This is a genomic window from Pseudoalteromonas sp. NEC-BIFX-2020_015, from assembly GCF_012952265.1.
Lineage (GTDB): Bacteria > Pseudomonadota > Gammaproteobacteria > Enterobacterales > Alteromonadaceae > Pseudoalteromonas > Pseudoalteromonas neustonica.
The window spans coordinates 280608-307517 of the sequence record NZ_JABCJL010000002.1; the positions used below are offsets into that span (position 1 = coordinate 280608).

General features: G+C 39.2%; 25 protein-coding genes. 8 read left to right on the top strand and 17 right to left on the bottom strand.

All coding sequences use genetic code 11. The annotated features are described in order from the left end of the window. Positions 1-172 precede the first annotated feature (172 nt). On the top strand, positions 173-2110 hold the full coding sequence (locus HH219_RS02745; protein WP_169326558.1) for a GGDEF domain-containing protein: 1938 nt from the start codon (positions 173-175) through the stop codon (positions 2108-2110). Here the strand turns inward: HH219_RS02745 and HH219_RS02750 are convergent. From HH219_RS02750 to mpl, 5 genes are read right to left on the bottom strand one after another with little or no spacing between them, the layout of a single operon-like run. After that, a complete protein-coding gene (locus HH219_RS02750) occupies positions 2040-2708 on the bottom strand; it encodes an SAM-dependent methyltransferase (protein ID WP_054204337.1) in 669 nt (222 codons plus the stop codon). The genes HH219_RS02745 and HH219_RS02750 overlap by 71 nt on opposite strands. Continuing rightward, positions 2708-3475 carry an ABC transporter permease gene (locus tag HH219_RS02755; RefSeq protein WP_054204338.1) on the bottom strand — a complete coding sequence of 256 codons (768 nt, stop codon included), beginning with the start codon at positions 3473-3475 and terminating at the stop codon, positions 2708-2710. The genes HH219_RS02750 and HH219_RS02755 overlap by 1 nt, the downstream gene beginning before the upstream one ends. Then, a complete protein-coding gene (locus HH219_RS02760) occupies positions 3476-4408 on the bottom strand; it encodes an ABC transporter ATP-binding protein (protein WP_054204339.1) in 933 nt (310 codons plus the stop codon). Further along, positions 4405-5028, bottom strand: a complete 624-nt coding sequence (locus HH219_RS02765) for a flavin prenyltransferase UbiX (RefSeq protein WP_169326559.1) — start codon at positions 5026-5028, stop codon at positions 4405-4407. The genes HH219_RS02760 and HH219_RS02765 overlap by 4 nt, the downstream gene beginning before the upstream one ends. A gap of 15 nt (positions 5029-5043) precedes the next feature. Further along, positions 5044-6396, bottom strand: coding sequence for a UDP-N-acetylmuramate:L-alanyl-gamma-D-glutamyl-meso-diaminopimelate ligase (gene mpl, locus HH219_RS02770; RefSeq protein WP_054204341.1), 1353 nt, complete (start codon positions 6394-6396; stop codon positions 5044-5046). A 585-nt stretch (positions 6397-6981) separates the two neighbouring features. Between mpl and HH219_RS02775 the strand changes: the two genes are divergently transcribed. Then, complete coding sequence (locus HH219_RS02775; RefSeq protein ID WP_169326560.1) at positions 6982-9885, top strand: TonB-dependent receptor; 2904 nt, start codon at positions 6982-6984, stop codon at positions 9883-9885. Between the two features lie 78 nt (positions 9886-9963). On the opposite strand, the gene HH219_RS02780 is transcribed toward HH219_RS02775, so the two are convergent. From HH219_RS02780 to folB, 5 genes are all read right to left on the bottom strand, one after another. Continuing rightward, positions 9964-11049 carry a hypothetical protein gene (locus HH219_RS02780; RefSeq protein WP_169326561.1) on the bottom strand — a complete coding sequence of 362 codons (1086 nt, stop codon included), beginning with the start codon at positions 11047-11049 and terminating at the stop codon, positions 9964-9966. A 57-nt stretch (positions 11050-11106) separates the two neighbouring features. Further along, on the bottom strand, positions 11107-14757 hold the full coding sequence (locus tag HH219_RS02785) for a hypothetical protein (protein WP_169326562.1): 3651 nt from the start codon (positions 14755-14757) through the stop codon (positions 11107-11109). A gap of 443 nt (positions 14758-15200) precedes the next feature. Next, on the bottom strand, positions 15201-16001 hold the full coding sequence (locus HH219_RS02790; RefSeq protein WP_054204345.1) for an undecaprenyl-diphosphate phosphatase: 801 nt from the start codon (positions 15999-16001) through the stop codon (positions 15201-15203). Then, positions 15998-16486 (bottom strand): 2-amino-4-hydroxy-6-hydroxymethyldihydropteridine diphosphokinase, encoded by a 489-nt coding sequence (gene folK, locus HH219_RS02795; RefSeq protein ID WP_054455114.1) that lies wholly within the window; start codon positions 16484-16486, stop codon positions 15998-16000. The genes HH219_RS02790 and folK overlap by 4 nt, the downstream gene beginning before the upstream one ends. A 1-nt stretch (position 16487) precedes the next feature. Further along, on the bottom strand, positions 16488-16844 hold the full coding sequence (gene folB, locus HH219_RS02800) for a dihydroneopterin aldolase (protein ID WP_054204347.1): 357 nt from the start codon (positions 16842-16844) through the stop codon (positions 16488-16490). 228 nt (positions 16845-17072) lie between these two features. Here folB and plsY point away from each other — a divergent pair, with 228 nt between their 5' ends. Next, positions 17073-17687, top strand: coding sequence for a glycerol-3-phosphate 1-O-acyltransferase PlsY (gene plsY, locus HH219_RS02805; RefSeq protein WP_169326563.1), 615 nt, complete (start codon positions 17073-17075; stop codon positions 17685-17687). Here plsY and tsaD read toward each other — a convergent pair. Genes tsaD through HH219_RS02820 form a run of 3 tightly spaced genes read right to left on the bottom strand, consistent with a single transcriptional unit; the run spans position 17680 to position 19685 of the window. After that, positions 17680-18693: a tRNA (adenosine(37)-N6)-threonylcarbamoyltransferase complex transferase subunit TsaD gene (gene tsaD / locus HH219_RS02810; RefSeq protein WP_054204349.1), complete on the bottom strand. Its 1014-nt coding sequence runs from the start codon at positions 18691-18693 to the stop codon at positions 17680-17682. The genes plsY and tsaD overlap by 8 nt on opposite strands. Positions 18694-18745: 52 nt before the next feature. Then, positions 18746-19336 (bottom strand): YjaG family protein, encoded by a 591-nt coding sequence (locus HH219_RS02815; RefSeq protein WP_054204350.1) that lies wholly within the window; start codon positions 19334-19336, stop codon positions 18746-18748. After that, on the bottom strand, positions 19329-19685 hold the full coding sequence (locus HH219_RS02820; protein ID WP_054204351.1) for a DUF2007 domain-containing protein: 357 nt from the start codon (positions 19683-19685) through the stop codon (positions 19329-19331). The genes HH219_RS02815 and HH219_RS02820 overlap by 8 nt, the downstream gene beginning before the upstream one ends. Positions 19686-19762: 77 nt before the next feature. Between HH219_RS02820 and HH219_RS02825 the strand changes: the two genes are divergently transcribed. The 4 genes from HH219_RS02825 (at position 19763) to HH219_RS02840 (ending at position 23738) form a co-directional block, all read left to right on the top strand. Beyond that, positions 19763-20170, top strand: coding sequence for a DUF2721 domain-containing protein (locus tag HH219_RS02825; RefSeq protein ID WP_054204352.1), 408 nt, complete (start codon positions 19763-19765; stop codon positions 20168-20170). Positions 20171-20220: 50 nt separating this feature from the next. Further along, positions 20221-21747 (top strand): DUF3369 domain-containing protein, encoded by a 1527-nt coding sequence (locus HH219_RS02830; protein WP_169326564.1) that lies wholly within the window; start codon positions 20221-20223, stop codon positions 21745-21747. Positions 21748-21867: 120 nt separating this feature from the next. Next, complete coding sequence (locus HH219_RS02835; protein WP_169326565.1) at positions 21868-22755, top strand: LysR family transcriptional regulator; 888 nt, start codon at positions 21868-21870, stop codon at positions 22753-22755. A 362-nt stretch (positions 22756-23117) separates the two neighbouring features. Beyond that, entirely contained in the window at positions 23118-23738 is a 621-nt protein-coding gene (locus tag HH219_RS02840) for a 2OG-Fe(II) oxygenase (protein ID WP_169326566.1), read from the top strand. 1 nt (position 23739) lies between these two features. Here HH219_RS02840 and ubiA read toward each other — a convergent pair whose 3' ends face one another. Both ubiA and HH219_RS02850 read right to left on the bottom strand, forming a co-directional pair. After that, positions 23740-24618, bottom strand: coding sequence for a 4-hydroxybenzoate octaprenyltransferase (gene ubiA, locus HH219_RS02845; RefSeq protein WP_169326567.1), 879 nt, complete (start codon positions 24616-24618; stop codon positions 23740-23742). Continuing rightward, positions 24615-25160, bottom strand: coding sequence for a chorismate lyase (locus HH219_RS02850; RefSeq protein ID WP_169326568.1), 546 nt, complete (start codon positions 25158-25160; stop codon positions 24615-24617). The genes ubiA and HH219_RS02850 overlap by 4 nt, the downstream gene beginning before the upstream one ends. A gap of 154 nt (positions 25161-25314) precedes the next feature. Here HH219_RS02850 and HH219_RS02855 point away from each other — a divergent pair, with 154 nt between their 5' ends. Continuing rightward, positions 25315-25722: a flagellar basal body-associated protein FliL gene (locus HH219_RS02855; RefSeq protein ID WP_054204356.1), complete on the top strand. Its 408-nt coding sequence runs from the start codon at positions 25315-25317 to the stop codon at positions 25720-25722. On the opposite strand, the gene glpG is transcribed toward HH219_RS02855, so the two are convergent. Further along, positions 25703-26539, bottom strand: coding sequence for a rhomboid family intramembrane serine protease GlpG (glpG, locus tag HH219_RS02860; RefSeq protein ID WP_054455101.1), 837 nt, complete (start codon positions 26537-26539; stop codon positions 25703-25705). The genes HH219_RS02855 and glpG overlap by 20 nt on opposite strands. Then, positions 26536-26853 carry a thiosulfate sulfurtransferase GlpE gene (gene glpE / locus HH219_RS02865; protein ID WP_054455099.1) on the bottom strand — a complete coding sequence of 106 codons (318 nt, stop codon included), beginning with the start codon at positions 26851-26853 and terminating at the stop codon, positions 26536-26538. The genes glpG and glpE overlap by 4 nt, the downstream gene beginning before the upstream one ends. Positions 26854-26910 lie beyond the last annotated feature (57 nt).

The following is a 26910-nucleotide window of genomic DNA, read 5'->3' on the forward strand; positions in this document are numbered from 1 at the left end:
ACTTTACTGCAATAGAGTAGTAATGTCTCGTATAAAGCCATAAAAGCAGTCAATTGCATGACAAATTAATGATAAATTGATTAATATTTGCTGCTAAAATGCGCCGTAATTTATTTATAGCTGAGACAGCCATTTTTTGTATAATGGTGTAGCGACCACAAAAGAGGCACACATGATAAAAGGAAGTATACGAACCAAATGGATAATGGCCGGTTTTGTCGTTTTTGTTATCAGCTTACTTGCTTACGTTTACTACACATACCACAGCACGCGTAATGATATTATGCAAAGTGTTGATACTCGTTTGCTTAATGCGGCACTAAGTGTAAAGCATATATTGGGTGATGATTATCATCGTCAACTCAATGCGGGGCTACATGTCAGCCGCAGCGAATATCAACAAAAAAGTCGCCAACTATCAGAGTTTGCCAATACTCTCGATATTGCCTATGTTTACGCGATGATTTTAAAAGATGGACAAGTCCATTTCAGCGCCTCAAGTTATACCCAAAAGGATCAAAATACCGGGAAAGTAACACAGCTTCTTGACCTCTATCCTGAAGCAACCGATGCTAATAAAGGCGCTTTTTATTCTACTGAACCTATATTCGAAATATCAAAAGATCAATGGGGCCACTTTAAAACAATCTTTATTCCTTTTGTTGATAGTAATGGTGTTACTTATATCACTGGTGCCGATATTACTATTTATGACCTAAATCAACGTCTACAGTTAAGTGCTTCAAAAGCAGCTGCTATGGCTAGCTTTTTCTTTTTCATTGCGTTATTGGTTGCTGGCATTTATATATTTTTATTAAAACGTGCCATATCGACTGATTCAGCTAGTGGCTTTGCCAATCATATTGCGCTTGAATATTTCATCAAAAAATCACCACTTCACCATATGCAACTTGCTGTTATCTGGGTCAATGAAATAGAAGATATAAATAGCTTTTATGGCACCGAAGTTGGCGACAGAGTAATGAAAAACCTGTTAGAGCACTTTAATAAACGTCGGCCAACCGACAGCCGAATATTTCGTTTAGCAACGAATAAGATTGTTTTACTTACTTCATTCGATGATAATAACAACAGCTTTGTTAACATTATTGAAGAGTATAATTGCAGCACCCCACTACTTACTAACCCATTTATTTATATTACTTTATGCGCTGGTATCGCTAACGGCAATAAATCTATGCTACTTGAGAATGCCCACATTGCCGCACTACAAGCAAAGCAAGGGCGTCATACTGTTGTTAATTACTCAAAAGCTCTACATGATGTAAAAAGCCAATATCAATACAATGTTGAAATGGCAAAAGAAGTTAGAGAGGCCTTTGAAAACAACCGCATTGTTCCCTATTTTCAAGCAATCTATGACAGTACGCATAACAAAATAATCCAATATGAATGCTTAGCTCGGATGATTACTTGCCAAGGTGAAATATTAAAACCTGACGCATTTTTAAATGTTGTAAACCGCTCGCGCATGGACGGCATGTTAACGCGATCTATGCTAACGCAATGCTTTGAACGATTCCGAAAAACCAGTATATGCTGGAGTATAAATATTACCGCCCAAGATATGCTTGACCCCGGTTTAAGTGAGTTTTTAGAAGGTGAACTAAAACGTTACCCCCAGCCTAGAAATATCACCTTAGAGTTACTCGAAACAGAAGCTATCGCTAACTTTTCTGAAGTTAAAGCGTTTATTGCAATGGTTAGGCAACGAGGCGTAAAGGTCTTCATTGATGATTTTGGTACTGGGTATTCTAATATATCTAATGTCTTAAAATTAGAAGTTGATGGCATTAAACTAGACGGTACATTGATCAGACAAATAATTCACGATAAAGATATATATCTCTATATTGAGCACATTGCCAGCTTTTCAAAGCAACTAAACTTACAACTGATTGCTGAATGGGTAGAAAATAAAGCGATTGTCGATGCCTTGTTAAAGGCAAATGTGACGCTGATGCAAGGTTATTACTTTGCCGAACCAGCGCCACAAATAAGTAGTCGTTTAAAAAAGACTATAACAGCGCAATCACTAATCGGTGGCTCTGCTGAGAGCTCGCCCAATACTTTCTCTCAAACGGAGTAATGGCGGTATCGCTACTAAATAGTTCTACCTCACAATGCTGCCCAGTTAACTGTAATGCTTGAGCAAACTCTTTTACGTAGATATCCCAGTTACTGCGAACTTCGAGTAACCCGCCTAACTTAACGATGAATGGGAAGATAGCAGCGCCGTGCCAACGCCGTTGAATATGCTTAGCTTTAGGCCATGGATTTGGATACAACAAATAATGGTGCGTTGGCTGCCAATTGGCAGCGACAGCTAAACGCCAAAAATCATTAAGGTCAGCTTGCACTAAAATATACTGGCCCGAGTCTGTTTGCTTGTATTCAATGTCATGCTTATCTAAACGATGTGATGACTTATCAATACCTATCACTAACGCATCTGGGTGACGCTTTGCTAAATTAGCAGTGCTTTCGCCTACGCCACAACACGAATCTAAAATAATGGGCCCAGCAAAAGCCTGCACTTTTTCATTTACTTGATCAAATGCCATTTGCGTATGCGCTGCAATGGGTTTTTTAAACTCAGCAGTTAAATGTTTATTAACTATCTCATCCAGCTTTTCATGCAAGCCTTGTTGATTAGATACAATACTTCGTGAATTTGCATCACTCATTAGTGTCTTAACCCCACACCTTTTTTAATTAACGTCAACGCGACTGTAAATAGCGCAGTAATAAATAACAACAACACACCAAATGCAACAGATAAATCAACATCTGATACGCCTAAAAAGCCATACCTAAAGGCATTAACCATATAAATAATTGGGTTAATCTGCGATACCCCCTGCCAAAATTCTGGTAATAACGTGATTGAGTAAAATACCCCACCTAAATAAGTCAGCGGTGTTAGAACAAAAGTAGGAATAATACTAATATCGTCAAAGCTATTCGCGTAAATAGCATTAATCAGACCACCTAATGCAAATACCGCTGATGTTAATATTACCGTCGCTATGATCACAAATACGTTATGGATTTGAATATCAACAAATAACAAAGATACACACGTAACAATTAAGCCCACCAGCATACCACGCGTCATACCGCCGCCCATGTAACCCAGCACAATGATATAATTAGGCACTGGCGCGACTAATAGCTCTTCAATACTTTTTTGAAACTTGGTTGAATAAAAACTTGAAGCCACATTAGAGTAGGAGTTAGTGATCACCGACATCATGATTAGGCCAGGAACAATAAACTCCATATAGCTAAAACCGCCCATATCACCGATACGAGAGCCTATTAAATTACCAAAAATCACAAAATATAAACTCATGGTAATCGCAGGTGGCACTAAGGTTTGAATCCAAATACGTAAAAATCGAATGCATTCTTTAAACCATAAACTTTTTAAGGCTACGCCATATTTAAACATCTACTTGCCCCGCCCTTGCTCTAGTAAACCGACAAACAACTCTTCTAACCTGTTCGCTTTATTACGCATACTAAGTACGGTATTACCCTGCTCAGTTAATGCTGTAAATACCGCATTCAAACCTTGTGATTTTGCCACTTCTACTTCAATGGTATGATCATCAGCCATTGTAAATTTATAGCCATCAAGCGTGACTGTAACCGGCTGTACTGGTTGTTTTAAATCCAGAATAAACGTTTCTTTATCTAATTTGGCAAGCAATGCTTTAATCGTGGTATTTTCAACGATAATACCTGAGTCAATAATAGCGATATTTTTACACAATAATTCAGCTTCTTCTAAATAATGTGTCGTAAGGATAATCGTTACACCTTGCTCATTAATTTGGCGTAAAAAATCCCACATAGAACGGCGCAGCTCAATATCAACACCCGCGGTTGGCTCATCTAAAATAAGCAGTTTTGGTTCATGCATTAACGCACGGGCAATCATTAACCTACGCTTCATACCGCCCGATAAAGTACGCGCTTGTTTGTCTTTTTTCTCGAGTAAGCCTAATTGTGCTAAGTATTTATCAGCTCGCTGATGGGCTAATTTTCGCGGTACACCATAGTAACCGGCTTGATTAACTAATATTTGTGTAAGGGTTTCAAACTGGCTAAAGTTAAATTCTTGCGGTACAAGACCAAGCTGCGATTTAGCGGCTTCTAAATCGGTATCAATGTTATGACCAAATACTTCCACTTTGCCTTGGCTTTTATTAACCAATGACGAAATCACGCCTATGGTCGTTGATTTACCCGCGCCATTAGGCCCAAGTAATGCAAAAAAATCGCCTTCATACACTTGCAGATCAATGCCTTTGACTGCTTCAACACCATTTTTATAAACCTTAGTAAGGCCTTCAATATTCAAAGCAAGTGCTTTACTCATGATTTCCCTTCCCCATAACCCCAACGCTTAGTGAGGGTATGTTCAATATTTAAATGATCTAGAATACGCGCAACAATAAAGTCAACTAAGTCATTAATGGTTTGCGGTTGATGATAAAATCCTGGTGCCGCAGGCATTATGGTCACTCCAAGCTTGGCGAGTTTTAGCATATTCTCAAGATGAATTTCACTAAATGGTGTTTCTCGTGGCACTAAAATTAACTGACCGCGCTCTTTAATCACTACATCTGCTGCACGCTCTAATAGATTATCTGACGCCCCCATTGCAATCGCAGAGACTGACCCTGCGCTACACGGGCATACAACCATTTTTTTCGGTGCAGCAGAGCCTGACGCTACCGGGCTAAACCAGTTATCTTTACCAAATACTTGTAACTGACCTGCTGGTGCATTAAATAATGTACTTAATTGCTCGGTCGCCTTATCTTCATTACCTGATAACTTTATGTTTGATTCAGTATCAAGTACTACACGAGCAGCACTTGAGATCAACACATACACGCGAAACTGCTGCGCGAGCAATACTTCAAGTAATCGTAAGCCATATGGCGCACCTGACGCGCCACTAAAGGCAAGCGTAATAGTTTCTTTATATTGCACTGTCGCTCCGGTTTATTACTGTATAAATTTATGCTGCAAAGCGGTAATTAACTTATCATGAAGGCCGTTAAAGCCGCCATTGCTCATGATTAAAATATGTTGCTGTGGCTGAGCGCTTGCAACGACTTGCTCAATAATCTCATTGGTATTACTTAAGCATACCATTTCTGCTTGTTTTGCTTGTTCGCTTAATGACCATGCTAAATTGTCAGGCTCAAATAGATACACATCATTAGCATCGACTAACGACGCTAATAAGGTATGTTGATGCACACCCATTTTCATAGTGTTTGAACGCGGCTCGAGTATAGCGATAATTTTTTCATCACCCACTTTTGCGCGCAGCCCTGCAAGTGTTGTAGTGATAGCCGTAGGGTGATGAGCAAAATCGTCATACACTTTAATATTGGCAATATCCGCTTTAAGCTCCATTCTGCGTTTTGGGCTAATAAACTCTCCTAACCCCGCAATACTATGCGGGATAGCAATACCTACATGACGCGCGGCAGCAATTGCCATAATCGCGTTTTTCACATTATGCTCACCAAACGCTTGCCATTTTACAGTGCCTTGACTCTGATCATTAAGTAACACAGTAAACTCGCTACCATCAGCCTTGATAAGCTGATAGTTCCAATCTGCGCCGAGTGTTTCACTTTCACTCCAACAGCCTTGCTTTACCACAGCTTGCAATGCGTTATCTTGCTGGGGCCAAATTACTTTGCCACTACTTGGTAGTGTACGCATCAAATGATGAAATTGTTTTTTAATGGCGTTTAAATCGTCGAAAATATCCGCATGATCAAATTCAAGGTTATTTAAAATAAGCGTGCGTGGTAGGTAGTGAACAAACTTGCTGCGTTTATCAAAAAATGCAGTGTCGTACTCATCGGCTTCAATAACAAAAAATGGCGTTTCGCCAACTCGGGCAGACAAGCCAAAATTTTGCACAATGCCACCGATTAAAAAACCCGGCTTTAAACCTGCATATTCTAAAATCCACGCCAGCATACTTGCGGTAGTGGTTTTACCGTGAGTACCTGCAACAGCCAGTACCCATGAATTTTGCAGCAAATTATGCTTCAACCATTCAGGGCCAGAGGTATAAGGTAGCCCTTTATCTAATACATATTCAACACATGGGTTACCGCGACTCATTGCATTACCAATCACAACCATGTCTGGCGCAGGGTCTAACTGAGAGACATCATAGCCCTGCATTAATTTAATACCTAGCTCTTCGAGTTGTGTGCTCATTGGTGGATACACGTTTAGATCTGAGCCCGTTACAGTATGCCCAAGCGACTTAGCAATCGCCGCAATACCGCCCATAAAAGTGCCACAAATACCTAAAATATGAATATGCATATTATTCCTTTGCCGCTAAAAATAGCTTATGCAGCACTAAAAAAGAGATAAAAAATGAAGCTGACATAATGCCAAAAATAGTGCTCAGTTACCATTACCATCTAACACAACACTTGTGCTAGATGGTAACTAATAGCATATAAACTAAAAAGTTCCCCTACACTTGCTCAACTGCTCAAATATCACTCGTCACTTTTTGAGCAAAATTAACATTTAAGTTCATTTTTAAAGCTCAGTTATTGACATACAATTGCAAAATAGTTAATTGCAAAATATAAAAACAACTTAAATAATTATAAAAAACAAATATGTAAACCTATGAATACAATTAATATCAATAAAAAACAATGAAATACCAAAATATACCCACAATAAAAACAAAAGACACTTTTTAGCAACAAAACCCACATTCACCACATAAAAGACTCTATTTAGGGACTGTGATAAAACAGAGCACTAAATTACATTTGGTTACATTGAAAGGCATATATTTAACGTCAAAGTTAATATAACTAACAATGCTAGCCCTTTGCGAGTTCAATCAAGTTTACCCGTTGGGGAAACCTGTCGAAATAAAAAGGTGTTATGTTGAAAAAATTAAATCTTATTACAGCTGCAGTTAACGCAGTATTAATTACTGGCACAATTGGCGCATCAAGTGCGTTTGCACAAGAAGCGAGTGACGTTAAGCCAGTTGAGCGTATTCAAGTAACAGGTTCAAAAATAAAACGTTTTAATTTGACCTCTCCAACCCCTGTTACTGTGATAAGCGGCGTTGAGCTAGAAAACCAAGGCATCACCAATGTAAATGACTTACTCGCTGAAATGCCACAGGCAACTGTTGGCCTTTCCCCAGAAACAACAACAAATACAATTTATGCATCTGGCTTAAACACTACTGACCTTCGTGGTTTAGGTTCAGAACGTACATTAGTACTTGTTAACGGCCGTCGTTTTGTTCCAGGCTCTATTGGCGACACCGCTGTTGATTTAAATAACATCCCAACAACGATGATCGAGCGCATTGAAATTGCAACTGGTGGTGCTGCAGCTGTATATGGCGCAGATGCTGTTGCAGGTGTTGTTAATATCATCACTAAAAAATCAATGGACGGTATTGAGTTTGACGTTTCAACAGTTCGCCCTGAGCAAAGTGGTGGTGAGCAAAATAACTTCTCTATTACAGGTGGTATGGAAGGTGATAAATTATCTTTCATTGCATCAGTTAACTACACTGAAAATAAGAGTTATGGCAAGCTAAGTCGTGATTTTTTCCGTAACCCTGTTAACTCATATGCAAACCCTGCAAATAAAAGTGGTGAAGATGGCATACCAGCTCGTATTGTTTTAGGTAAACCTACAGGCCTTGCTTATTACTCAGAAGGCGGTGACTTCTTTACTAAAAATGCTTTTGAAGATGATGGCTACAATAATCACCATTACACATTTGATGAAAATGGTAATATTAGAGCGTTTGATAATGGCTTAGGTCGAATCCCTAACCCTGGTGTTGGCCGAAATGCAACTAGCTACTTTCAAGATGATCAAAAACCAGGTGATGGTGTATTTGGTCACGGTTATAAAAGCTACTTTCAAACCCCTTTAGAGCGCGTTATTGCCTCTGCTTACGGTACTTATCAACTACATGATAATCATACGTTAACGTTTGATTTTACTTACTCAAACACTGAATCGACTACTGAGAGTACACCGGCTTTCTTCCGTCATACCATTCGCCGTGACAATGCATTTGTAAAAAATGATATGGCTAAGCTAATGGATGATAACGAGCTAAAATCAGTCACTCTTCGTCAAGCAAATGAAAATCTATGGGGCGACCGCGCATACAACCAAGAACGTGAAGTGTTCCGTACCTCTATTGGCGTTGAAGGTATCATAAGCGATGATTGGGGCTATTCAACATATGCGCAGTTTGGTCGTATTGAGCAAGATACACTGTGGACTGGTGAAGTATTAACTCAAAACCTAGCTAACTCTATTGATGCCGTTGAATATCAAGGTAATGTTGTTTGTGCTAAACGTAATGATGACGACGAAGTAATTGGCGCAATTGAAGGCTGTACACCATTTAACACTATGGGGGCTACATCAGCAACGCAAGCGCAAGTAGATTATATTGGTACTACCGCAACCCGCTTTGCACAACACGACCAAGTTGTTTTTGCATTAACTGTAGATGGATCACTTTTTGAACTTCCAGCTGGTTATGTTGCTGCTGCATTTACCGCAGAACACCGTCGTGAATCAGCAATTATCACACCATCTGTAAATATGCAAAAAGGCTTAATCTTCGGTAATTCAAGCTTACCTATGGATGGTGAGATTGAAGTTGATGAGATTTCTGCTGAAATATCAATCCCATTACTTGAAGATGTATTTCTTGCGACAGATCTGACACTTGAAACAGCTTTCCGCTACATGGACTACTCTGTTACAGGTGAAGACAATGCATGGAAATTAGCGCTTAACTGGGGTGTAACGGATGAACTTCGTGTTCGTTTAAATCGTTCTAAATCAGTGCGTGCACCAAATATAGGTGATTTATTTACACCTAACTCAAAAACATTTAGCTCAGGTCGCGCAGATGTCTGTAGAGCTGATTCAATTAAATCATCAGGTAGTAAATATAAAGCTAACATCGTCAAAAACTGTCAAGCCGCGGGCTTGGCCGAAGGCTGGATGCCATCTGATGAATGGATATCAGGCGGAAGTTTACCTGGCTATATTCAAGGTAACCAAAATCTTAAAAACGAGACATCTAACGATTACACCGTTGGTGTAATTTATACTCCTGAGTTTGTCGAAGGGTTAGATCTAACTCTTGATTATTGGTCATTCGAAGTGGAAGGCGCTATAGAATACTTTGGCCGTAACAGTGTTGAATTATGTTATGAGTCATCATCTTTAGATAACCCTTTCTGTAGCAACGTTGTGCGTAATGAAAAAACGGGGGAAATTGAAAACTTCTTCACTCGCCCAATTAATGCCGCTGTTATTAATAAAAAAGGTGTTGATGTTGAATCGGCATACCGTACTGAGTTGTTCTCTGGCGACTTAGCACTAAAATTAACTGCAACCTACCTAATTGACGACAACAGTAACTCAACTGGTCGTATTGAAGATTTCCGTAGTGATGTAGGTGAAACTGCCTCTCCTCGTTGGAAAGCTCGTTTTAATGCTGTTTACTCACATGATGACTCAGCTTACGTATTAACAATGAATTATCGTCATGCGACTGTTAATGACAACGACTGGACCATTGAGGATAACAACTATAATAATATCCCGTCTTACACGACGTTTGATTTTATGTATAAAACAAACATCTTAGATGAGCTACAATTACGTGTAGGTGTTAACAACATTCTAGACCGTGAACCACCACGTAATCCATTCACTTACGATGATGGTGAGTTCTTTGACGTGAAAGGACGCCGTATATCACTAGGTGCTAAATACACGTTCTAATTTAAACGTGTTTTAGAGCAATAAAAAACGCCTTACTCGTCGAGTAAGGCGTTTTTTATTTTAATCACAACAAGCTTATTAAAATAAGATTTTTATACGCGCAGCTAACGATAACTGCATCGCTTTATTCGGGTTTAACTTATCCATGGCAAGCGAAAAATCAAACCACTCACTTTCATAACCCAGTTGAGGTACTAAGTTAACAGGGTCTATAAGTAGTTTAACCTGGCTTTCTCCCCAGGGCAGCTGAACACCAAGCTGTACAAAATTGATATCACCTTGACGGAGTAAGTTGGCAACATAACTCAGCTCTCGCTGTTTATATGACAACTCAATAGCAACGTGTTCTGGGATCCTAAAATCATGTTCACTTTCTCCCTCAAATCCTTTTAGGAGTGGGCGAAAACTGCTAAACCCTTGGTTATCAACAAAACTACCTTTTGTATTAATATTGGCACGCGTAAAACCGACATTATCAACAGTAAATTGGTTATAAATATCAATAAAACTTGCGCGAACTAACACGTTTTCCCATGGCATAAACTCTGTGAATACATCAAATGAATAACCACTGCCACTGTTATCCCACCCTCCATTATTTGGACGTTTTAAAAAGTTATTGTGCGTGTAGTACTCTTGGTAATTTAACTCGCCTAATAAACTATTATCTTCGCGACCTTGAACATTGCCGCTCACGAATGAGTGCCTAAAATAATCAACCCCCCAGTAACTCCCTTTTACACCAAGTAGAAATAATTCGAACTGATGTTCAAATGTAATACCAAGCCCTTTACTGCGGTTTGCAAAGTAGTCTAGTTTAGCCTGGTAGTTTTCTTTGCTCAGTAAGGGCGTTTTATTACTTTCTTGATAGTAGCCTAAAGCAGTGTCGGGGTTACTTTTTACAAAGTAGTCCAACCGCTGCTCTATATGAAAAGTAAATTGCTGCCAATCACTCGGCTGATAACTTAAGCCAATCCGCGTTTGTGAAAAACCGTTGTCTGCGTCGGTTTTTGGTGGTGTTTGCCATTCATCTTTAGCAAGCTCCAAAACAGGCGCTATATTGCTAAAGCTATTTGAATATACATAGGTTGATACTTCATGCTGCGCAATTACATGCATTGAACTAAACAATAAAGTACAACTAAAAAAACTCTTAATGTTCATTTTTTATTTCTTATAAAAAAGGCCAGCTAAAGCTGGCCCAGATTCACAATAAGCTAACTATAAACTTTCAACTGTACCATTGGTATAAACAATCAGAACAAGCCCTTCTCGCTTAACTATTTCAGCTGCCTTTTCATCACCAACCATAATAGTACCTAACACTTGCTCTGCTGTATCACCACTGTCAGATTCAGCTAACATCAAAGTCACATTTTCAGCGTTCACTGCAGATAAGGTTTCAAGTTTAGTATCATATTTGACCATGAAGCTTCGTTGCTTATCGCTATTAGGAAGTTGATACTTCACATCAAGAGCCAGCTTACCTTCATCAAGGTCTGTTCTTTCGCCACTCAGATTTAAATCAAGATTATATTCACCGACCTTGACCTGTACATTAAGTGCAGCATTAATATCTAAGAATGTATCTTCATCTTCAACAACTGTTCCAAGTTCAGGTTGAGCCAAATACATATCGATTTTATATTCACCATCGACAGCCCAATCCATGTGTTCTGGTCTTGTAAAATCAGCCGCAACTTTTCCTAAACCATCAACATACCCATAAAAAGTGCGCCACTGAAATACACCTGGTTCATTTGGATCTGAAATCCATTGCCCTCTGAAACCACCAATTTGAGCAGTAAAAATATCAACAGCTGTAAACGTTGCGAAATTACTGTTAATACCAAAGCTGCCAATCTCACTATTATAACGAATCGCTGAAGCTAACGACTCATATTCACCGCAATAGGATTCATAGGTATCAAAATCTATTATTTGGCCGCTACCATCAACGTATTCACCATTATCATTCATATATACTAAGTCATAGCATTGATAGTAATCAGCAACTTTATCTGTATTGGTATCTATTGGGCGATACAGCCGACTTAATTTTGGGCTAATTCGATCATTGTAAGAGTCCCATGAAGCAACTAACAATTCATCCCCCAAGTCACTTTCTTTACTTGATGACACAAGTTGTGATTGAGTTGACCCGCCATCTGAATAGGTTCGCGTGCTGTTAACGCTAACATTGAACTCATCGGTGCGCACTACGCTAACAACATCTTGGCTACCGCCCTCTACTGTAGCTGCTAGATTATTGGCGTTATTGCTAACACTTATAGTCAACAATTCATCTAAAATTGGCGATACAAGGTACGCATCTAAATCTACGTTAGCCCCGGCGCTGACCTGAACGTCATCATTAATTAAACGATAATCTCCTTCACCACCAACAGCAACGCCAAACCAACCATTTAAGGCGTCATTAAAATAATCACTCACACCTTTAATTGTAGTTGGGTCGACTTGGATCCCGATAAAGAGGCTTTCAACGGCTTCTTCGTAGCTATAAAACTCACCTTGTTGCTCATAAAAATTGAGTGCACTTAAACTTATTTGCTCACCATTTGGCGTGGTAAATAAACCATTATTATAATCAGTAAAGTATTGGTTAACGCGCTTTATAACAAACGGCTGGTAATATTCATCTTCTAATGATTTTTCTATGTATTCTACATAGCCATAAGTCAAATTATTAACTTGATTCTCGTAACTATAAAAGTAATATTGAGTGCCTTCAAACACAAATACTTCACGGCTAAATGAACCTTGAAAGTACCCTTCAATTTCAGTGGTTCTTTGAGCTTTCACTTGCCAGTTACCTAACTGCTCATTGGTTTTACTGTAAGTATAATTAGTCACAGTTTCACCGTTATTAACTGATAGTGATAACTCTGCATCGGCATTATCAACAGTGACTGCTGCAATATCTTCTTTCAACTTACCAAAACCCTTCAGCTCTGGCGGTGTATAAGTTGCTAAATCTTTAATATTAACCGTTGCGGTCGCTTTGATCATTTCACCTTGTAGTGATGAAAACTCTCCACTTAAGCTAACCATTTTTGGTAAAATTAGTGTGTCTTGCTCTAATGTATAATCCCATGCAGTTTCTGCATCATAGTTAGAAGTATCCGCGCTATAAACATTGACAGGTAAGAGCTCACCAGTGAGCGCCCCTTTAAAACTAATTGGGTTAGTTACTGTCTCTGTCGACTTTTGTGCAAGCTCCACAGTTAGACTCAGCTCTCCTTTTGTAGGCTCTGCATCCACATCGCCCGCTTCAATTTGCGCGCGTGTTACAGCACGGTCTAAACTGATTTTTGCATAGCTACCTTGTGTAATCTCAAATCTCACTGCATCATTTTCAGCCATACCAGACAGCGCTAATTGATATTGCTGATTATCTTGTAACGCATTGATCGCGATATCAAGTGTCAGTGACTCTGTACCTGCCGCTGCGGTTACTTTAAACGTTAGATTTTCTTCATCCAGTATGACTGTACCTGTACCACCTGTTGATAAGTAATCTTTTAAATCAAACGTAGTTGCTGGATTATCAGCTTCTTGTCGTTGTTGATTAATTTGTGTAATTGCCTCTATTACATCGCTTAATAACGCAAAGCTATCGCCCTGCTCTGCAACCATATCTCCTGCAGACTCAACTAAAGAAACAAATTTCTCACCTTCAGATTCAAAGTCTGCCCCTGACGATTTAGTAACATCAAATAGATTAGCAAACAGGCGAATATCATTAACCATAGCCGCGGCTTTTGCGATAGCATCACCTTGTGTTTGATCGCTAACTTTGCCTTTAATACGACCGCTGTCGCCCGCTTCTGCGGCCTTAGCCTTTTTTTCGTTTACGAGATTTGTTACTAACTGTTCAAGCGCATCTAAACCACTTAACTCTGTAACTAATTGAGGGTCTTTTTTTATTATTTCAATTAATTGCAATGTAGCTTGCTCAGCACCAGACAAAACATCTTCGACTGAAAATTCAAACTCGTCATCATCATCTGCTGCATTAGTAACTAAAATACCGCCATCAGCGGCGACTAAATCAGTAATTGCTGAGCTCAATTTAGCACTTACGTTATCTGTCCCAGCATCAGAGTATAATGCGTTTGCAATACCAGCATTGATCAACGCATAACGTACTGCAGAGATATTCTCTTCGTTTAAAATCGCTGAAGGATTTTCAATTGCGGTAGGCGCTAATGAATTTAATGCTCCGATCAGACCAAATACATTCGCAATTTGAGAATGTGCATCACTTACTGTTTGCTCAGTAATTGCACCACGACTTTGCGCAAGCTCAGTGGCAATATGCGTTAGTGGGGTGATGTTAGATGTGTTCTCGCTATTACTTTCACCTTGCGGCAGGTTTAATATTGATGTAAGTGAAAACTCAGGATCTTGAACCGTTAAGTTAACGTCATCACCATAAGCTATCGTTTGATCTGCTTCATTTTTCCCACAACCTACTGGAGCATCACATACCATAATTGTCGGTGATGCGGTGTCTTGACTGGCTGATACTTTCACTTTAACAAGCCCTGCTACCCCCTTCAACGAAACACTATAGTGACCCGTTTCATCCGTAACTAAACTAGAATCTCCAAGCTCATCGGCCGTCAATTCAATAGCTTCACCGTTTTCATATTTATAAAATGTCAGCTGTGCATTTTTTAATGTCCCTTTAGAGGCCACGCCTTTTACTTGTGCTTCACTTACAACTGGGGTGACCGGATCGGTAACAACAGGATCGGTTATTTCTGGTTTTTTATTATCTGAAGACCCTCCACACCCTGATAGAACAGCAACTACACTTAATGCTAACAATGATTTTTTAAATTCCATTTGTATCCCTTTTATAATCAATTATTAAAAACCACTCCAGTTTAGCCAAAAAAGTAAAAAAAAACACCTACGGAATCGAGGTGTTTTTTTCTCAGATAAATTAGGGCGTGTTGACCTTTGAGGATTGAAATTTGTTCAATCTAGGGGCGATTTAATCGCAGCGCGAGGTTTGTAACCTAGTGGGCTAAGTAAAAATCGAGCAAAGCTTCCGCGTCCTGCTCACGCCCCTTACCTACATCCGTGTAGGCAACAAAGAGTTAATTGCCCCTAGGAAGAACCCTTTGGGCAGCGCATGTTTGGCATTTATACTGCGTTATCGCCTATTTATGGGGAACAACCACACTACATAGGCTCTGCCTTGCCTAAATACCAAGCATACTGCTGCAAAATTAATCACGAAAGGTCAACACGCCCTAACTAATGTTATCTCAATTCCAATTCTGTTAAATCATCAAAAAAGCTATTAGACCTACACCGAGTAGTAATCTGTAGATCACAAACGGCATCATTCCCATACGCTCGATGATTTTCAAAAATAAGAAAATACAGGCATACGCTGAGATAAATGATAAACCAGCGCCTAAAATTAACGTAGTCCAATCAACTATCTCATCGCCTAATGCAAGCTCTACTGTGTAATAAAGCCCCATCATCGTGATGACAGGAATTGCCAGCAAAAATGAAAAACGCGCTGCGCTTTGCTTATTCATACCGAGCATCAAGCCTGCCGTCATGGTTATGCCTGAACGTGATGTACCCGGGATCATGGCCATGGCTTGCGCCATACCTATCATTAGTGCCGACTTCCAATTTAACTGGTAAATTGTTTTGGTTTGCTTGCCTTTTGCATCCGCATACCACAGTAATAAGCCAAATAAAATTGTGGTGATGGCGATAACCCAGGCACTGCGTAAATAAAGCTCAATTAAGTCTTTAAAAAGTAAACCCAGTACTGCAGCTGGTATAGTCCCTAAAATAATCCACCAGCCTAGTTTACTGTCGTCTGTTGTGCCTTGCGCACCAAATGATTTAAACCATGCGCCGAGTATTTCGACGACTTCTTTTCTAAAGTAAATAACAACCGCAATAAGCGTTCCAACATGTACAGCTACATCAAAGGCCAAGCCTTGATCTTGCCAGCCAAGAATTTGTGAAGGAAGAATAAGATGAGCGGAGCTTGATATAGGTAAAAACTCGGTCAATCCTTGGATAAGGGCTAAAACAATAATTTCAATAATGCTCATGGGTTAATAAACTCCACCTTCCATAGTTTTTGCTTGGGGTTGTTGTATGTATCCCATAACTGCGCGATCGTTTGCTTAGCTACAGGATGATAAAAGTCAGGGGCTATCTCAGCCAGCGGCTGAAGTACAAATGCATTTTTTGTTATTTCATCACGAGGCAACTGAGCTGGCGAATCACAAACTATATCATCGTAAAAAAGTAGATCAAGATCGAGTGTTCTTGGGCTAAACTTTTTATCGTTTAGAGTACGGCCATTATCTCGTTCAATATTTTTTAATAACTCACACAGCTGTAATAACGGCATATCTGTTTGCGCGCCAACTACAGAGTTAAAAAAATTATTACCAGCAAAGCCAACAGCTTCGCTTTCAAACACTGAAGAATGCTCAATAGGAGTAAAATACGATTTAAGGGCAAGTAACGCTTGTTGGATATAATGTTCTTTATTAACATTCGAACCAAGGCTAATATAAATCTGTGCCATCTTAACTTGCCTTGCGACGGGTAATTTGCACACCTACAGTGTTTGCCTGTGCTACCGCTGCCGGCTTACTAACTCGAATAGTTACTTCATCAGTATTAAACTCAGCCAAAATAATTGCAGCCAATTGCTCAACCAATGTTTCTAATAACTCTAATGGTTTTGCTGTTGTATGAGCAATAACACGCTCACTCACTTTTGAGTAATCAAGTGCTAAATTAATATCGTCTGTTTTTGCCGCGGGTTTAATATCACACAGCATTTCGATATCAAAATATAAACTCTGCTTAGTTTCTTTTTCAAAATCGTATACACCTATGATAGTGTCAACATGTAGTTGCGATATAAAAACCTTATCCATAACTGCTCCAACTTACAAAGATTCAAACTCTATTTAAGAGTTTACATACGCTATATTTTGTATTTATAACGTTTATACACTTCAAGTGTGTTTTATTATGTAAAAATTAACCATACAATAGCCTATAGGTACAATTAAGTACGCGGATATTGAAATCGCAAATATATGCAAGGCTATTTTTGCGGCCAATGATAGCCGAAAAAGAATGATTTAAAAATAAGGAAGCGCGTGATAGCCGTTTTAATGTTAGTTTTAGCCTACTTACTAGGGTCGATTTCATCGGCTATCCTAGTGTCACGGCTATTCAAACTGCCCGATCCTCGTACTCATGGTTCAAATAACCCCGGCGCAACGAATGTTTACCGTCTAGGGGGAGCATTACCCGCTTGTTTAGTTTTAGTCTTTGATATCCTAAAAGGTACCATTCCAGTATGGGGTGCTTATTTTTTACAATTAGATCCATTAACACTGGGCTTAATTGGTGTTGCTGCATGTTTAGGCCACATGTACCCTGTGTTTTTTCATTTTAAAGGCGGTAAGGCTGTTGCAACCGCTTTTGGCACATTACTACCAATTGGCTTATCTCTCGGTGGGTTACTAATATCAACATGGGTTGTTATAGTTGCAATTACACGTTACTCATCTTTAGGTGCTCTTGTCGCTGTTTCTTTAGCGCCACTCTACACATGGTGGATTAAGCCACTTTACACTCTGCCAGTTACATTTTTAACTATTTTGATTATTTTTCGCCACCGCGCAAATATTAAACGCTTATTTAGTGGTGAAGAACCTAAGATTGGCGACAAGAAAAAGTCGCCACCTAATAATACACCGACTAAATAGGATCTAAGCTATCAATTGGCCAACGAGGTTTAGTTTTCATATCAAGGCTTGCAAACTGCCCTGCTTTTAAACGCTGCATACCTGCATAAGCAATCATTGCACCGTTATCAGTACAAAACTCTGTACGCGGATAGTAAACCTCACCTTTCATGCCTTGCATCACACGTGCTAATTGCGCGCGTAATTGCACATTTGCACTTACCCCACCCGCCATCACCAGACGTTTAATGCCCGTTTGCTTTAACGCTCGCTTACATTTAATCACTAACGTATCGATCACTGCCGTTTGAAACGCATGTGCAATATCCGCTTTAGTTTGCTCATCATCGTCATTATTACGAATGGCTATTGCTGTTGCAGTTTTTAAACCACTGAAACTAAAATCCAATCCTGGTTTATCTGTCATCGGACGCGGAAAAACAAATCGCTTTGCAACACCTTGCTCTGCAAGCTTAGCTAACCTTGGGCCACCTGGATAATCCAGACCCAGTAGTTTTGCTGTTTTATCAAATGCCTCACCAGCTGCATCATCTACTGATTCACCTAAAACGTCGTATTGGCCAATACCTTCAACCTTAACCATCATGGTGTGTCCACCAGATACCAACAAAGCAATAAATGGGAATTCAGGAACGTTTTCTTCTAACATAGGTGCCAATAAATGCCCTTCCATATGATGTACTGCAACGGCTGGAATATTCCAGCCGTACGCAAGTGAACGACCAATAGAAGTGCCCACTAATAATGCCCCTACCAACCCAGGACCTGCGGTATAAGCGATACCATCAATATCTTCAGGGCCGCATCCTGCTTGCTCAAATGCAGCATCTATTAATGGTAACGTTTTACGAACATGATCGCGTGATGCAAGTTCAGGAACAACGCCACCATAATCAGCATGAACTTTAACCTGACTATATAACTGATGGGCAAGTAAACCCTGTTCATCATCGTAAATTGCAATACCAGTTTCATCACACGATGATTCAATACCTAAAATTCGCACGACTGTATTCTCCTAAACCAAATCTATTCTCTTGCTAATATTTTGCTTAATTTTATAAAGCTATGCCAATATTGGTTTGACCATCAGCGATTGCCAACTGCTTTAATGCTTTAGTGCTCTCAGATGTCACTCGCCCCATTTGCTCTACAAAATCGATCATTTCACCTAGCACTTCGATTTCATATTGCATTAACGGATGCTCTCTAATAGTTTGATTATCAGCAATCTCACCTTCTACTGTCAGTTGATACTCAATAAATCGAGCAACTGTCGCTTGTGATATTTTACTAATGCTAATAAATTCTTGCTCATCTTGAGCCATCAAACCATGCATCAAACTTAATAAAGCGGTAGCTGCATCAATCGCTGGATAAGTACCAAACATATCAAAATCGGCTAATTCAGGAACATTAGGCTCTATTTTCTCAATTTGCTTTTCTAAATCGATTTTACTTTTTGGTAAGAGAATTTTTTCCCAACATACGTTAAGCGCACTGCGTAATATTGCTTCGTCACCAAACCCTGTTGCCTCACTGAACAAACCGTAATTAGGGAGCATACGCTCAATAAGTGCACCGGCTAATACCGCTTGTTGTAAATAGTTAAGCTCTCGTATACGCTGAAAATTATTCGCTTTAGTCATTCTGTAACGCCCTACAAGACCAACATATTTCAAATGTTGGTCCATTATGCTCATTACAATTGGGGCATACCCAATCAGGAGCGGATTGTTTTACTTGTGCGTAGTTTACCAATATTTGGCGCGCCTGGCGCTCTTTTATCGCAAAAACCTGTACCCTCACCTGAGTTTGATCTAAAGGGATTTCTCCAACAGCTCCTTGCAAAGATTCACCGAGTAACTGGCATTCAATGGAGCTATTTAGTAATAACCCTTTAACTATGTTCGCTTCGATAGCATCAGCCGCAGAATAGACCGTCAACCATTCAAAAGGTGCTTGTTCTGCGCTGTCATTCGTTATTTTATTTTGCAATACGAACCTCTTTTTACTTTGTGATTAATTGACCCTAAGCTACTCTAAGCAAGGTAATTCTTATCTAGGAAGTCATCATGACCCTCACTACACCCGCACTACTTTTTCCTGCTATTTCTTTACTGTTGTTGGCATACACCAACCGATTTTTAGTGTTAGCACAATTAATTCGGGAATTAAACGCCCGCGAAGGTGATACTATTCGCCCTCTCGTTGTAGCACAAATTACAAACCTAAGGAAACGCATTAAGCTCATAAGAACAATGCAAGTATATGGAGTTGCTTCATTTTTAATGTGTACGTTTTCAATGTTTGCATTATTTATAAAGTTTGACACTACCGGTGTCATTTTATTTGGCACTAGCTTAGCCTGCCTCGCCCTCTCTTTATTGACTTCGCTATATGAAATACATATTTCTTGTGATGCAATTGAAATAGAACTTAAAAACATTGAAAAAAAACCATTAAGCAATAAGGCAGACTAAAAAACAAGCACTATACTACTTAGGTGAATGATAAAACTAAGGGTGTAGATGTGAACGACTTTTTATTTTCTGAAGATGTAGTTACTGAAGAGTCGACTGCCCAGACTGAGCATGCGTTTTGGGAAATACTAGTCGTAGATGACGAAGATGACATCCACCAAGTAACCAAACTAGTGCTCTCTGGATTCACATTTGAAGATAAAGCACTACGTTTTCATCATGCCTATTCGGCTAAAGCCGCAAAACAATTACTTGAGCAAGATCTCGATTTTTCAGTTGGGTTAATTGATGTAGTTATGGAAACCAGCCATGCAGGCCTTGATCTTATTAAATTCATTCGTGATGAAATTAATAACCACGATATCCGTTTAATACTTCGTACAGGCCAACCTGGTGAAGCCCCGGAGGAGTCAGTGATCCGTGAGTACGACATCAATGACTATAAAAATAAAACAGAATTAACAGCCATAAAGATGAAAACATTATTGTATTCCGCTCTTCGTGCCCACCGAGATATTCAAATTATTGAACGACATAAAAAAGGCTTGGAAAAAATTATTAATGCCTCAAGCTCTTTTTTAAAGTGTGAAAGTGTCCATGAATTCGCATCAACGATTTTATCCCATGTCACAAGCGTAATGGGCCTCGATGATGCTGAAATATATTGCGCAGCCGCTGTAAACCAACAAACTTCACCAGCTACAGATTTTAAACTACTTGCGGTTTCAGGTGTAGAGACTCAACCTAGTAACAATACAATCCCTGAAAATGTTAAAAATTTATTTGTAGAAGCTCACAATCGTAAATCCACGCAGGTAACCTCGCATGATTATATTGGTTACTTTCCAACACAAGCAGGCCTTGAAACGATGCTCTATGTTCACAAAGGGTCACAACTCGACCCAACTGAACATCAGCTATTGGAATTTTTTGCTAATAATATTGCCTTAGCTTACGATAATTTAAAACTGCGTGAAATTGTCAAAGAGTCACAAAAAGAACTTTCCTATATTTTAGGTGAAGCTGTTGAAAAACGTTCCAAGGAAACTGGTTCACACGTCAAGCGTGTTGCGCTTTATAGTGAGCTGCTCGCAAAATTATATGGACTCAATAATTTTGAATCGGAAATAATTAAACTAGCTTCACCACTGCATGATATCGGAAAAATAAGTATTCCTGATCAAATTTTAAATAAGCCTGGCAAGCTTGATCCTAAAGAGTGGCAGATCATGCAAACTCATGCGCAAGTAGGTTATGAAATTCTCAGTGGTTCGTCTAATGAGGTACTACGATGCGGTTCTATGATCGCGCATTTACATCATGAAAAATGGGATGGCAGTGGCTATCCAAACCAGCTTTCAGGTAAAGACATAAACATTGTAGGAAGAATTACAGCTCTTGCAGATGTATTTGATGCACTGGGCAGTGACCGCTGTTATAAAAAAGCATGGCCATTAGATGATGTACTTAGTTTAATAAAACAACAAAGTGGTCAGCAGTTTGAACCTAAGTTAGTCGACATATTTATTAACAATTTAGAGCTTTTCCTCGAGATAAAAGAACGTTACCCTGATTAAATATTGTAACAATTGTGTAAAATGCACTTTTAAAATTAGGTACAATGCATTACTATCTATTAAAATAATACTATTTATGTTCGCCATTAGCGCGGCTTACTTATACAAAGGACTATAAAAGTGAGATTTGAACAATTAGAGCAGTTTGTAGCTTTGGGCCAGCTACGACATTTTCGCCAAGCGGCTGAAACGACAAAAATTAGCACATCAGCCTTAACTCGCAGCATTCAAACACTTGAAGATGAAGTTGGCTATGAATTAGTCAAGCGTTCAACTAGATCGGTAAAACTAACGTCTGAAGGGGAGCTGTTTTTAGAATATGCACAACAAACCCTATCAGGCTTAGAAGATACAAAAAAGCGCTTATTTAAATCTCTTAATGGTTGCTCAAATGAAAAGCTTATTATTGGATATACGACCAAAGCCAGTGCAATAGTTCCTATTTCATGTGGTCAATTTTTAGCACAATATCCACACGTTAAAATTGAAATGCAACTGCAAGAACAAAGTGAATTAGTCCGTAAGCTACAATTGGGCGAAATTGATATTAGCGTATGCTCTCAAGCAATAAACAGTATCGGTAGCGATATCCACTTACCGGATCAGCTTATTTTATTTGTTTCTAAATTTCACCCGCTCGCAAATAAAAGTGATATTTGTAAACAAGACTTAAGCGATTACCCAATGTATGGCTGCTTTTCACAGTCAAAACAAATTCAAACTATGCTCAATGAAGCAATCGATGGTATGAATAAAGCCGCCAGTATAAAAGTCGGTAGCATTGACCAAGTTATGGATGGCCTATGTAAATCGAACCATTTTGCGATTGCAAGTATCGAACATGCAAATACAGTTGCTGAAAACAGCGATTTAGTACAACTGAAAACTAATAAAGATTTAGCTCATGAACAATTAATTGTACAAACGAGCCAACAAGTGACACCTGGCGATCACGTGAATCAATTACTGTCACTAATCGAAAAGACAGCGCTGTCAGCTAATTCATAATCTTAGTTGGTTATAACCGCGGTATTTTAGCGTTTCAAATGATGTGCTTAGTTATAAATAACCAGCACATCTGCCGTAGTTACACATTATTTAGGGTGTGTTGACCTTTCAGAATTAAAATTTGTTCAATCTAGAAGTAATACAATCGTAATCAGAGTGAACACCTCAACAGCAATAAGATTATTTTAATTTATTTTCAATAACTTAACCCCCCTATTACAATAGCATCCTGTGAAACTAAACATCTACTCACTAAAACTCAGCCATGGGTCTTTATCTGGTTAGGGGACTTAAAAGCGAAAAAGCTAGCTTATCCCCCCCCTTACGCTAAACTTACGCACCTTAAGCTCACTCTGTAAATAATGACTTTAAAATCCCCCTCACAATGCTACCTAGATGATATTGAAATCAAAGGTTATGCTGTCATTGAAGACGCTTTTGATAGTACTTTTATAAATGCGTTATTAGATGACTGTCACCGTATTAACCCTAAGTTTAAATTAGCGGGTATTGGTCGTCAGCAAAATTTACAAGTCGATAAATCTATTCGTACCGATAAGACCTATTGGTTTGATCATAGTAGTCAAGCACAAACAGCATATCTGAACGCAATGGAAGAGATGCGTAACAACCTTAACCGTTATTTTTTTCTCGGCTTATTTGATTACGAGTGCCACTATGCAAAGTATCAACAAGGCGATTTTTATAAAAAACATTACGATGCGTTTAAAGGCCGCTCCAACCGTGTATTTACAACTGTACTTTACTTAAACACTCCAAAATCAGGTGGTGAGTTAGTTATTTATAAACCTAAAAGTAAAGACTCTGAAATAACCCTTAAACCAAAGTCGGGTACGCTTGTAATGTTTGAAAGCGAACGCTTTATGCATGAAGTACTTTCAACGGCAAATGATCGCTATTCTATCGCAGGATGGTTCAGGAAAAATGCATCAATCAGCGGTGTTATAGATCCACCACGCTAAATTATATATTCAGTGGCAAGGATGCCACTAAGCCTACAAAAACAACCATACCAACATAGTGGTTGTTTAAAAAAGCCTTAAAACAACGCTCTCTATCACGAGTATGAATTAGAGATTGTTGATAGACTAAAAAGCCACATGCAACTAAAACACCTAGCCAATAGGGGGTATCTAAATCACTAATAACCCCGACTACAGCTAATAAAACAATAAACACCGTATTTAGGATAAAGATGATTAACCTGTCAAAATGACCAAATAAGATAGCGGTAGATTTAACCCCGATCTTTAAATCATCATCTCTGTCGACCATTGCATACATAGTATCGTACGCCATAGTCCACAGGACATTAGCAGTAAATAATAACCACGCTTGAAGGGGGACATCTCCTGTGGCCGCCATATATGCCATCGGTATTGCCCAACCAAACGCAGCACCTAAAACCATTTGTGGCAAATGCGTATAACGCTTCATAAATGGATAACTAAAAGCCAATAACAGCGCCCCTACGGATAATAGCATTGTTGGCCAGCTCAGCAGTAAAACTAAACCAAAGGCAATAATGATCAATAAAAAAAATAAACTTAGTGCCTCACCACTACACACCAGTCCTGCGGCAAGTGGCCGTTGCTCAGTACGTTTTACACTGCCATCAATTTCGCGGTCGGCATAATCATTGATCACACAACCCGCACTGCGCATTACAAATACACCCAAACTAAACACAATTAGATTAACCAAGCTAGGCGTTCCATTACTTGCCAACCATAAAGCCCAATATGTTGGCCATAACAACAACAACGTGCCAATTGGCTTATCTGTGCGCATTAGTTGTTTGTAATAAGGAATGTGGGCTTGCTGTAATGCGGCTAATTTCATGTGTAAATAAAGGCTCCAGGTAAGAATATTTCAGAGACCAAGAATCGGCTTTTCATTAACGAAAAAACACTTCGGCGTCCCCACAAATCCGTGGCTGTTGAAGAATATTGACTCACTAGCTGCTGGATACAATGTTGACGATCAAAACATGCAACTTCAATTTCTGTTCGTTTTAAATCTGGGTGTTGAAAGATAATGTCGCCCAGAGGTTTATTACCAAGCACGAGTAATTGCTGCTGTTGCATATCATCCGTAACCGGCAACCAACTTTGTGCATAGACCATAGGCAGGCCATCACACCACAGTAGTACTTCACGGTTTATTATTTTTTCATGTGAACAATCCAATAATTGCTGCTGCTCAAGAGTTAAAATACACTGTAACTCACTTAAAACCTGTACTGAAAAATCACGCCCATGGGACTTTAATTTAGCGGTCAGTGAACCGGGTTCAAGCAACCAGCTTTGCTCAGTTTTTGACAATGAATTTAATGCTGCGCCCCGCTGCCAATTGGCAGTGAGTGGTAGTGGGTATGTGATCACGATAGCTCTGTTTAATAATAACCAGATAAATGATACCACTGCCTGCGGTTTGGAAAAAGTGATGATTAATGAATATAATAACCCCTTCAGCCTGTATCTTGACCAGTATTACGTATAAACTAATGGTAATTAAATACGGGACTCTTTACTTAATATGAAAAAAACGCTTTACGCTAGTATATTAATTAGCACCTTGTTGCTTAGTTTATTTGGCAGCTTTGCGAGTCGCGCAGAAACAACGGTAGGCTATTTTGGCTTTGAACCAGACATTATTACCAACTATATTGGCCAAAGTAATAAAAAACTCGGTTATGTGCGTATTACCGTCGATTTAATGCTGAGCGATATGGCAAACATTGCCATCGTCGAACATCACACACCGCTGTTACGTGATGCGATTGTAGGGATTTTATCGAAAGAACCTGAAGAAAAAGTAAAGTCACTTACCGGTCGTGAAGAGATCCGTAAACGCTGTGCTGAAAAACTAAAAGCCCTATTAAAGCAAGAAACAGGGCAAGAAGTTATTCGCGAAGTGCTCTTTACTAAATATCTTTATCACTAGATTTTTTTACTGTAAATAATTGAGCGGTGAAGGCATAAGCCATACCGCTTAATAAGCCGCCTAAATGCGCCCAATTGGCCATACTTACAAATAACATATCTCCAAAGCCTAGTACTAGCCACACAAGCATAAATCCAATAATACCATTGCTGACTAACTCCGGTTGTTTAGGATTAAATTCGCGATAAATCCAGCAATAGCCAAGTAAACCGTATACGACCCCACTCAAGCCACCAAAATTAGGGCCAACCATAATAAACTCAGCCCAACTACTCAATAGCGCTGTAATAAGAAAAAGGCCTATTAGAGTACTCTTACCTGCCAGTTTTTCTATACCATTACCAAGGGTTATCCACCAAATAATATTAAACAACAAATGCACGGCACTAAAATGCACAATAGCAGGCGTTAACCATGTTAGTGGCTGATTTGGGTTAAACTGCAACACACTATAAATTGGCTCAAATCCACCGAGTGTAAATGCGATATAAATAGCAACACATAATAAGGTTACCGTCTGATTTAACCAGCTTAGCGCTTTAAAGCGCGCTTTTAAATTAAGCGACTGCCCTTGGTAACTTAAAACAGATTGCGTGCTGCCCACTTGCCATGAAGCAGCCTGGTAGCGTTCATGATGAGGGTTTTCAACAAACTCTTCCCATAATGGTTGGGCTTGATGAAAATCACTTGAGGCAATACAAATAATCACTGCTTGTCCATTGCTAGAACGTAACTGCGCATCAAGGCCTTTGCTTTTTACGTAATCTATAAAGCCTTGTGCCGCGCGGGGATTATTAATACTGCCTAATTCAATCATCGCTCTACATTCTCCGGCAATTGTGCCTCCCATTGCGTAAAACCACCATCCATACTGTACACATCTTCAAACCCTTGCTCGGCTAAATAGCTGGCAGCCCCTTGTGAGCTCATACCGTGATAACACACGATAATAATAGGTTGATCAAACTCTTTATTCATCATGAATTCGCTAATGTTCGCGTTTGATAAATGCTCAGAGCCAGGGATATGCCCTGCTTGGAATGAGTTAGGATCACGAATATCTGCAATCACTACATCCTCTTTATTAAGGAGTGCTTGCGTCTGTGTAATTGAAATATGCTTAAATGCCATAATACTCTCTAAATATAAAAGGCGACCTAAGCCGCCCTTTTTTAAAATCTAAATTGA

What these genes read in the sequence shown, in the direction of transcription:
- HH219_RS02745 (WP_169326558.1), top strand. Translation starts at nt 173, where the DNA reads ATGATAAAAGGAAGTATACGAACCAAATGGATAATGGCCGGTTTTGTC.
- HH219_RS02750 (WP_054204337.1), bottom strand. Translation starts at nt 2,708, where the DNA reads ATGAGTGATGCAAATTCACGAAGTATTGTATCTAATCAACAAGGCTTG.
- HH219_RS02755 (WP_054204338.1), bottom strand. Translation starts at nt 3,475, where the DNA reads ATGTTTAAATATGGCGTAGCCTTAAAAAGTTTATGGTTTAAAGAATGC.
- HH219_RS02760 (WP_054204339.1), bottom strand. Translation starts at nt 4,408, where the DNA reads ATGAGTAAAGCACTTGCTTTGAATATTGAAGGCCTTACTAAGGTTTAT.
- mpl (WP_054204341.1), bottom strand. Translation starts at nt 6,396, where the DNA reads ATGCATATTCATATTTTAGGTATTTGTGGCACTTTTATGGGCGGTATT.
- HH219_RS02775 (WP_169326560.1), top strand. Translation starts at nt 6,982, where the DNA reads ATGTTGAAAAAATTAAATCTTATTACAGCTGCAGTTAACGCAGTATTA.
- HH219_RS02780 (WP_169326561.1), bottom strand. Translation starts at nt 11,049, where the DNA reads ATGAACATTAAGAGTTTTTTTAGTTGTACTTTATTGTTTAGTTCAATG.
- HH219_RS02785 (WP_169326562.1), bottom strand. Translation starts at nt 14,757, where the DNA reads ATGGAATTTAAAAAATCATTGTTAGCATTAAGTGTAGTTGCTGTTCTA.
- HH219_RS02790 (WP_054204345.1), bottom strand. Translation starts at nt 16,001, where the DNA reads ATGAGCATTATTGAAATTATTGTTTTAGCCCTTATCCAAGGATTGACC.
- folK (WP_054455114.1), bottom strand. Translation starts at nt 16,486, where the DNA reads ATGGCACAGATTTATATTAGCCTTGGTTCGAATGTTAATAAAGAACAT.
- folB (WP_054204347.1), bottom strand. Translation starts at nt 16,844, where the DNA reads ATGGATAAGGTTTTTATATCGCAACTACATGTTGACACTATCATAGGT.
- HH219_RS02815 (WP_054204350.1), bottom strand. Translation starts at nt 19,336, where the DNA reads ATGACTAAAGCGAATAATTTTCAGCGTATACGAGAGCTTAACTATTTA.
- HH219_RS02825 (WP_054204352.1), top strand. Translation starts at nt 19,763, where the DNA reads ATGACCCTCACTACACCCGCACTACTTTTTCCTGCTATTTCTTTACTG.
- HH219_RS02840 (WP_169326566.1), top strand. Translation starts at nt 23,118, where the DNA reads ATGACTTTAAAATCCCCCTCACAATGCTACCTAGATGATATTGAAATC.
- ubiA (WP_169326567.1), bottom strand. Translation starts at nt 24,618, where the DNA reads ATGAAATTAGCCGCATTACAGCAAGCCCACATTCCTTATTACAAACAA.
- HH219_RS02855 (WP_054204356.1), top strand. Translation starts at nt 25,315, where the DNA reads ATGAAAAAAACGCTTTACGCTAGTATATTAATTAGCACCTTGTTGCTT.
- glpG (WP_054455101.1), bottom strand. Translation starts at nt 26,539, where the DNA reads ATGATTGAATTAGGCAGTATTAATAATCCCCGCGCGGCACAAGGCTTT.
- glpE (WP_054455099.1), bottom strand. Translation starts at nt 26,853, where the DNA reads ATGGCATTTAAGCATATTTCAATTACACAGACGCAAGCACTCCTTAAT.